This is a genomic window from Rhizobacter sp. P2_H3, from assembly GCF_056403355.1.
Window position 1 is genome coordinate 1 of the sequence record NZ_JBFUFQ010000270.1, and the last position, 7,049, is coordinate 7,049.

7 protein-coding genes and 1 pseudogene are annotated in these 7,049 nt (G+C 71.1%); 3 read left to right on the plus strand and 5 right to left on the minus strand.

Annotation, left to right across the window (positions count from 1 at the left end):
• Positions 1-117: 117 nt before the first annotated feature.
• The 3 genes and pseudogenes from AC1D1T_RS28315 to AC1D1T_RS28325 form a co-directional block, all read left to right on the plus strand.
• Positions 118-561, plus strand: a pseudogene (locus AC1D1T_RS28315) (aminotransferase class IV); the annotation flags it as partial.
• Positions 562-568: 7 nt separating this feature from the next.
• On the plus strand, positions 569-1,219 hold the full coding sequence (locus AC1D1T_RS28320) for an HAD family hydrolase (protein ID WP_477845118.1): 651 nt from the start codon (positions 569-571) through the stop codon (positions 1,217-1,219).
• A gap of 16 nt (positions 1,220-1,235) precedes the next feature.
• Entirely contained in the window at positions 1,236-2,369 is a 1,134-nt protein-coding gene (locus AC1D1T_RS28325; RefSeq protein ID WP_477828658.1) for a methyl-accepting chemotaxis protein, read from the plus strand.
• Between the two features lie 53 nt (positions 2,370-2,422).
• Here the strand turns inward: AC1D1T_RS28325 and AC1D1T_RS28330 are convergent, their stop codons facing one another.
• The 5 genes from AC1D1T_RS28330 to fba all read right to left on the minus strand — a co-directional run.
• Positions 2,423-3,037 carry a M48 family metalloprotease gene (locus AC1D1T_RS28330; protein WP_477992939.1) on the minus strand — a complete coding sequence of 205 codons (615 nt, stop codon included), beginning with the start codon at positions 3,035-3,037 and terminating at the stop codon, positions 2,423-2,425.
• Between the two features lie 155 nt (positions 3,038-3,192).
• The gene (locus AC1D1T_RS28335) at positions 3,193-3,822 is read right to left on the minus strand and encodes a response regulator (RefSeq protein WP_047502237.1); all 630 of its coding nucleotides are present in this window, start codon (positions 3,820-3,822) and stop codon (positions 3,193-3,195) included.
• Positions 3,819-5,192: a HAMP domain-containing protein gene (locus tag AC1D1T_RS28340; RefSeq protein WP_465112197.1), complete on the minus strand. Its 1,374-nt coding sequence runs from the start codon at positions 5,190-5,192 to the stop codon at positions 3,819-3,821. The genes AC1D1T_RS28335 and AC1D1T_RS28340 overlap by 4 nt, the downstream gene beginning before the upstream one ends.
• Complete coding sequence (locus tag AC1D1T_RS28345) at positions 5,189-6,115, minus strand: alpha/beta fold hydrolase (RefSeq protein ID WP_477826473.1); 927 nt, start codon at positions 6,113-6,115, stop codon at positions 5,189-5,191. Before AC1D1T_RS28345 ends, AC1D1T_RS28340 begins: the two co-directional genes overlap by 4 nt.
• 38 nt (positions 6,116-6,153) lie before the next feature.
• The coding region (gene fba / locus AC1D1T_RS28350) for a class II fructose-bisphosphate aldolase (protein WP_477992940.1) at positions 6,154-7,049 on the minus strand (896 nt) is incomplete at its 5' end.

Below are 7,049 nucleotides of genomic sequence, written 5' to 3' on the forward strand. Positions count from 1 at the left end.
CCCACGCCCCGCTCGCGCCGCTGCCCGCGGGGCCGGTGGGCCTGCTGATCGCCGCGCAGCCCCTGCCCGACCACCGCCCGCTGGCGGCCCACAAGACCACGCTGCGCCAGCACTACGACGCCGGCGTGCACCCACGCCCCGCTCGCGCCGCTGCCCGCGGGGCCGGTGGGCCTGCTGATCGCCGCGCAGCCCCTGCCCGACCACCGCCCGCTGGCGGCCCACAAGACCACGCTGCGCCAGCACTACGACGCCGGCATGCAGGCGGCCGAGCGGGCCGGCGCGTTCGACAGCCTGTTCTTCACCGCCGACGGCCGTCTGGTGGAAGGTGGGCGCAGCTCGGTGTTCCTGCTGCTGGACGGCCGCTGGTGCACGCCGCCGCTGCACGACGGCGCGCTGCCCGGCGTGATGCGCGCGCGGCTGCTGGCCGATCCGGGCTGGGCCACCGTCGAGCGCAGCCTGAGCCGGGCCGACCTGCGGCGTGCGCAGGCCATCGTGGTGTGCAACGCATTGCGCGGCGTGCTGCCGGCGCACCTGCTGTCGCGCGAGCTGAGCCACGCCTGAGACACGCATGAACCTGGCGCTGTTCGACCTGGATCACACCTTGATTCCCTTCGACAGCGGCATGGCCTGGACACGCTTCCTCACGGCGCGCGGCATCCTGCCGCCCGAGGCCCCCGAGGCCTACCTGGCCTGCTGCCACCGCTACGTGGCCGGCACGCTGGACATCCGCGCGATGCACCGCATCACGGTGGCACCGCTGGCGGCGTTTCCGCGCGACCAGATCGAGGCCTGGAGCCGCGCGTTCGAGGCCGAGATGGCGGCGCGGGTGCCCGGCATCATGCAGGCCTTGGTGGAGCGCCACCAGCGTGCCGGCGACCTGTGCGCCATCGTCACCGCGACCACGCGCTTCATCGCCGAGCCCTTTGCCCGGCTGTTCGGCATCCGCCACCTGATGGCGACCGAAGGCGAGCTGCGAGACGGCTTGCTGACCGGCGAGATCGACGGCGAGCCCTGCCACCGCGAGCACAAGCTGAGCCGCGTGCTCGACTGGCTGGACCGGCCCGGCGGCTTGCAGGCCTTCGACGAATCCTGGTTCTATTCCGATTCCGCGAGCGACCTGCCGCTGCTGCAGGCGGTGTCGCATCCGGTGGCCGTGCGGCCGGAGCCTGTGCTGCGCGAGCATGCGCGGCGCTGCGGCTGGATGGTGCTTGATTCATAAAACAAGGAGACAGCTCATGGAATGGATTCGCCAGGTCAGCTTGGTCAGGCGGGTGATGATCGGCTTCGCCGTGATGGGTGCGATCGTGCTCGCGATGGGTGCGGCGGCGGCGTGGACCGTGCAGCAGCTTGCCGCGGGACCGCAGCGGATCAATGCCGATGCGGCCATCGGGTGGTTCAGTGCGGGCGCCATCGCCGGTTGCGCGGTGGCGCTGCTGGCCGGCTGGCTGATCCGCGGCAGCATCAAGGAGTCGGTCGAATCGACCGTTCAGTGCGTGATCCGCATTGCCGGCGGCGACCTCGAGACCAAGATCACGTCGTCGGGCAAGGACGAGATCTCGTGGCTGCGGGCCGAGCTGAACGCGATGCGCAAGAAGCTGCGCACGGTGGTGCTCGACGTGCGGCAGACCGTCGAGAGCGTCGACACCGCATCGGACGAGATCGCGAGCGGCAACACCGACCTGTCGAACCGCACCGAGCAGCAGGCGAACGCGTTGCAGCTGACCGTCGGCTCGATGGCGCAGCTGGCGGCCACGGTGAGCAGCAACTCGGACAGCACACGCGAGACGCGCAGCCGGGTCACGCTGTCCAGCGAGGTCGCGGCGCGCGGCGCGCAGACCATGCAGGACGTGATCGTGCGCATGGGCGAGATCCACGCCAGCGCCGGCAAGATCGCCGAGATCATCGGCGTGATCGACGGCATCGCGTACCAGACCAACATCCTTGCGCTGAATGCAGCTGTGGAGGCAGCGCGCGCCGGCGAGCAGGGTCGCGGCTTCGCGGTCGTGGCCGAGGAGGTGCGCAGCCTCGCGCAGCGCAGTTCGTCGGCTGCGCGCGAGATCAAGGCCTTGATCGGCGACTCGACGGAGAAGGTGGCGGCCGGTTCGCAGCTGGTCGCCGATGCCGGCCGCACGATGCGCGAGATCGTCGACAGCGTCGGCCAGGTGGCGGGGCTGATCGGCGACATTGCGCAGAGCGGTGCCTCGCAGAGCAGCGACATCGGCCGCATGCAGCAGGCGATCGCGCAGCTCGACACGATGACGCAGCAGAACGCCGCGCTGGTGGAGCAGCTGGCGGCGGCGGCGCAGTCGCTGCGGGGTCAGTCGGGGCGGCTCACCGCGGCGATGGGATCGTTCCGCGTCAATGCGTAGGCCCCTTCAGGGGCGACCGGCGTGGCAAAGGCGCGTGGGGTTGATCCCCAGGCCTATTGCGCGCGCAGTGCGGCCAGCCGTCGATGCGTGCCGGGGTGCGTCGCCGTGTCCTTCGTCACGCCGAGCCGCATGAAGGCCGAGATCACCGTGTCGCGCGGCACGCCCATCCCTTCCAGCGTGCGCAGCGCAAACGCATCGGCCTCGTACTCCTGCTGGTAGGCCAGGCCCGACGCCTCGCGCCCCAACCGGCCGGCGACCGGGTCGGTCTGGTCCGGGGTGACGCTGCCGGGCACCCATTTCTGGTACATCACGCCCATTTGCGCCCAGTGCGCCAGCGCCACATGACCCAATTCGTGCGCCAGCACGAACAGCCTGCCTTCCTCGGGCCAGTCGCCCAGCGATTCGTTGGCGATCACGACACGGCCGTGCAGCGTTTCAGCCACCACGTCGCCACGCACCACGCGCAACTCGGCAGCCCCCTCCAGCCCCAGCCGGCGCGCGAGCATCTCGAAGCTGTCGCGCAGCTTCTGCGCCCGTTCGCTCTCGACCGGCGCCGGCGACATGCGCTCCAGGCGCACGCTTTGCGAGCGCTCCAGCACCTGCGTGATGTCCTCGCCGTGCGCGACGCCCGCCGCCAGTGCAACCCCGATCAACAGCCAGCCCCGCATCGACGACTCTCCTGCCCGGACCCGAACTGCAGGCCCTTGTGAGCAATTACGGCGCAAGAAATGGGCCTGATTCAAGGGTTTACCCTTGATCCTCACGCGAATCGGGGGGACGCCGTGCCGCAGTGCACGGGCAAACGCGGTGCCATGTGTCCACTTCAAGCCTGGATCAGCCCCCAGTGCAGCGCCACCAGCGTCAGCTCGGACTGGTTGCCGGCACCGAGCTTCTGCTTCACGTGGTACAGGTGCGTGCCCACCGTGCTCGGCGACAGGTTCAGGTTGGCGGCGATCTGCGCCACGGTCAGGCCGCGCGCGAGCTGGATGAACACCGAGAACTCGCGTTCGCTGAGGGCTTCGGCCGGGTTCGTGTCGCCCTTCATCTGGGCCAGCGCCAGCACCTGGGCAGTCTGCGCGTCCACATAGGGGCGGTGTTCGGCCACCGCGGTGACGGCCGCGATCAACGCCTCGGGCGCGCCGCGCTTGGTCAGGTAGCCGAGCGCGCCGGCCTGCATCACCCGCCGCGGGTGGGCGGTGTCCTCGTGCGCCGACAGAACCAGCACGCGGGCCTTCGGGTCCTGCGCCAGCAGCCGCCGCACGGCCTCGAGCCCGCCCATGCCGGGCATCGACAGATCCATCACCACCACGTCGGGCTGGAGCTTCGGGTAATCGGCACACGCCTGTTCGCCGGTGTCGGCCTCGGCCACGACCTCGATGCCGGCATCGGCCAGCAGCATCCGAAAGCCCATGCGCACCAGCGCGTGGTCGTCGACGAGCATCACTCGGATCATGCGGGGGTCACCTCGGTGGGTTGCGGCGTGGGTGGGGGCAGGCGCACCGTCAGGCGCACGCCGCGCGGGGCGATGGACACCAGCTCGAAGCTGCCGCCCAGGCCCTGCACCCGTTCGGCCAGCCAGCGCAGGCCGTGGTGGCCCTTCTTGTCATCCCAGTCGGGCGACAAGCCGACACCATCATCGACGAGTTCGAGCAGGATGCCGTCGGCCGCAGCGCGCAGCCGCACGCCGACCCGCTGCGCCTGGCCATGGCGCAGCGCGTTCGTCAGGCCTTCCTGCGCAGCGCGGTACAGCGCAAGCGCCGCCTCGCTGCCGAGCTGCACGCCGTCCATCTCGGATTGCAGCTCGATCTGCACGCCGGGCTGGCTGCGGCGCGTGCGCTCGGCCAGGTCGGCCAGCGCCTCGGCAAGCCCGAAGTTGTCCAGCACCAGCGGCGCGAGGCGCGGGATGATGCCGTGCATCGCGTCGTACAGGCGCGACGACTCGTCGGCGATCAGGCGCGCCGCCTGCTCGGCCTGCGGATCGAGCGTGCGCATGCGCTGCGCGATCGACAGCGCCATGCTGCGCATCGCCGTCACCGACTGGCCCAGCTCGTCATGCAGCTCGCGCGCGATCAGGTGGCGCTCCTGCTCGATCTGGTGGTCGACCCAGCGCGTCAACTCGCGGCTCTCTGACAGCTGCAGCTCGGCGCGCACCGCGCGGCGCTCGGTCTCGATGTGGCCCTGCAGCATGCCGACCATGCGGTTGAAGGCCTTGCCGATGGTGCCGGCCTCGGCCCCCGGCAGCGGCGGCAGCGACACATCGAAGCGGCCGCCTTCCAGCTGGTTCAGCGCCGCGACGATCTGGCCGAACGGCCGCAGCGTGCGCCCGACCAGCCAGTACACCAGCCCGTTGAGTACCACCAGCATCACGACGGCGCCGAACACCAGCGTGATGGCCTCGTCCCACGCGTCGAGCACGGCGCGCGATGCGTTCGCCTGCACCTTCAGCTGGCCGTCGGGCAGGTCCAGCGACTGCACGGCCGGCGGCGGCGCGACCAGCGCGTCGAACCAGTCGGGCGCATCGCGGCCCGGCTTGTAGGGCGACGGCGGCGAGGCATAGAGCACGGCGCCCTGCCGGTCGAGCAGCGTGATGTCGTTCGAGCGCACGCGGCCCATGCCCTGCAGGAAGGCCAGCACCGCCGGCGTGCCCTGGGCCGCATAGCGCCACACGGTGCGGTTCAGGAACTGCGAGGCCACGCGGTTGGCGGCCACCACCTCCTCGTTCACAGACGCGCGCATGCTGCGCACCTCCAGGCCCATCATCACGAACAGGAACAGCAGCGTCAGCAGCCCGACGATCAGGTGGATCTTGAGCCGTAAGCTCATGACGGCCAGCCGTCCAGCGCCTCGACCATCGCGCGCACCATCGCCGGATGGGTCGGGTCGTGGCCGGCGACCTCAATGAGGCGCAGGCGGCTGTGCGGCAGGCGCTGGTGCAGCGCGAGCGCGCCCTCGGGCCGGCAGATGCGGTCTTCGCTGCCGTGCAGCAGCAGCGTCGGCACGGCCGGCAGGCGATCGCAACGATCCAGCAGCGGCGGCTCATCGAGCCAGCAGCGGTGCAGCAGGTAGTGGCTCTGCACGCGGTAGCGGTCGACCAGCGCATCGAGCGCCGCGCCCGACGGCTCAGGCTGCGCCACAGCGCCGGTCGCGAGCGTGCTTTCCCAGCGCCACCAGGCCAGCGCCATGTGGCGTGCGGTGTCGGCATCGGCATGCAGGCCTTGCGCGAGGAAGGGCAGCATGGCGTGCCGCCGATCGGCGGGCGCGATCGCCGCGAACCGGGCCCAGGCGTCGGCCAGCCCCACATCGGCCGGTTGGAAGAAACCGCCGATGTCCTCCTCGCGCGCCAGGAAGGTGGCGCGCAGCAGCAGCCCCGTCACCGCGCCCGGATGCGCCATCGCATACGCCAGCGCGAGCGTGGCGCCCCACGAACCGCCGACCACCAGCCAGCGCTCGATGCCGAGCGCCTCGCGCAGCGTCTCCAGGTCGGCCACCAGGTGGGCGGTGGTGTTGTCGACCGTGCTGCCGCGCGGCCGGCTCTGGCCGGCACCGCGCTGGTCGGGGTTGACGATGCGGTAGCGGGCCGGGTCGAAGAAGCGGCGCAGCAGCGGCGAGCTGCCGGAGCCCGGGCCGCCATGCAGCACCACCACGGCGATGCCCTGCGGGTGGCCGCTCTCCTCGACGTGCAGCACGTGGCCGCCCGGCACACCAAGGGCGTGCAGGCGGTACGGTGCGGTTTCGGCGTAGAGCATGGACGGGGCATGGTAGCCCGCGACCCTGCCGCCGCGCTTCAGTGCTTACCTTGCGCATAGGCCTGGGCGGCAGTGTCCAGCGGCACCGGCTTGATGCGCGAGGCCATGCCGGCGCAGCCGAAGGCCTCGAAGCGCGCGATGCACAGGTCGCGCGCCGCCGCGGTGGCGTCCTTCAGGAAGCGGCGCGGGTCGAACTCGCTGCGGTCGCGGGCCATCGCACGGCGCATCGCGCCGGTCATCGCGAGCCGGATGTCGGTGTCGATGTTGACCTTGCGCACGCCGTGGCGGATGCCTTCGCGGATCTCCTCGACCGGCACGCCCCAGGTCGGCGCGATCTCGCCGCCGTGCTCGCGGATCACCGCCAGCCACTCCTGCGGCACCGACGACGAACCGTGCATCACCAGGTGCGTGTTCGGGATGCGCGCGTGGATGGCCTTGATGCGGTCGATCGCCAGGATGTCGCCGGTCGGCTGGCGGCTGAACTTGTAGGCGCCATGGCTGGTGCCGATCGCGATGGCGAGCGCGTCGATGCCGGTCTGCGCGACGAAGTCGGCGGCCTGCTCCGGATCGGTCAGCATCTGCTCGTGCGTCAGCCGGCCGGCCGCGCCGGCGCCATCCTCTTCGCCGGCCATTCCCGATTCGAGCGAGCCCAGGCAGCCGAGCTCGCCTTCCACCGACACGCCCACCGCATGCGCCATCTCGGTGACACGGCGCGTGACGCCGACGTTGTAGTCGTAGCTCGACGGCGTCTTCGCGTCTTCCAGCAGCGAGCCGTCCATCATCACGCTGGTGAAGCCCGAGCGGATCGACTGCAGGCACACCGACGGGCTCGCACCGTGGTCCTKGTGCATCACGATCGGGATGCCGGGGTACATCTCGGCAGCGGCCTCGACCATCTTGCGCAGGAAGGGCTCGCCGGCGTACTTGCGCGCAC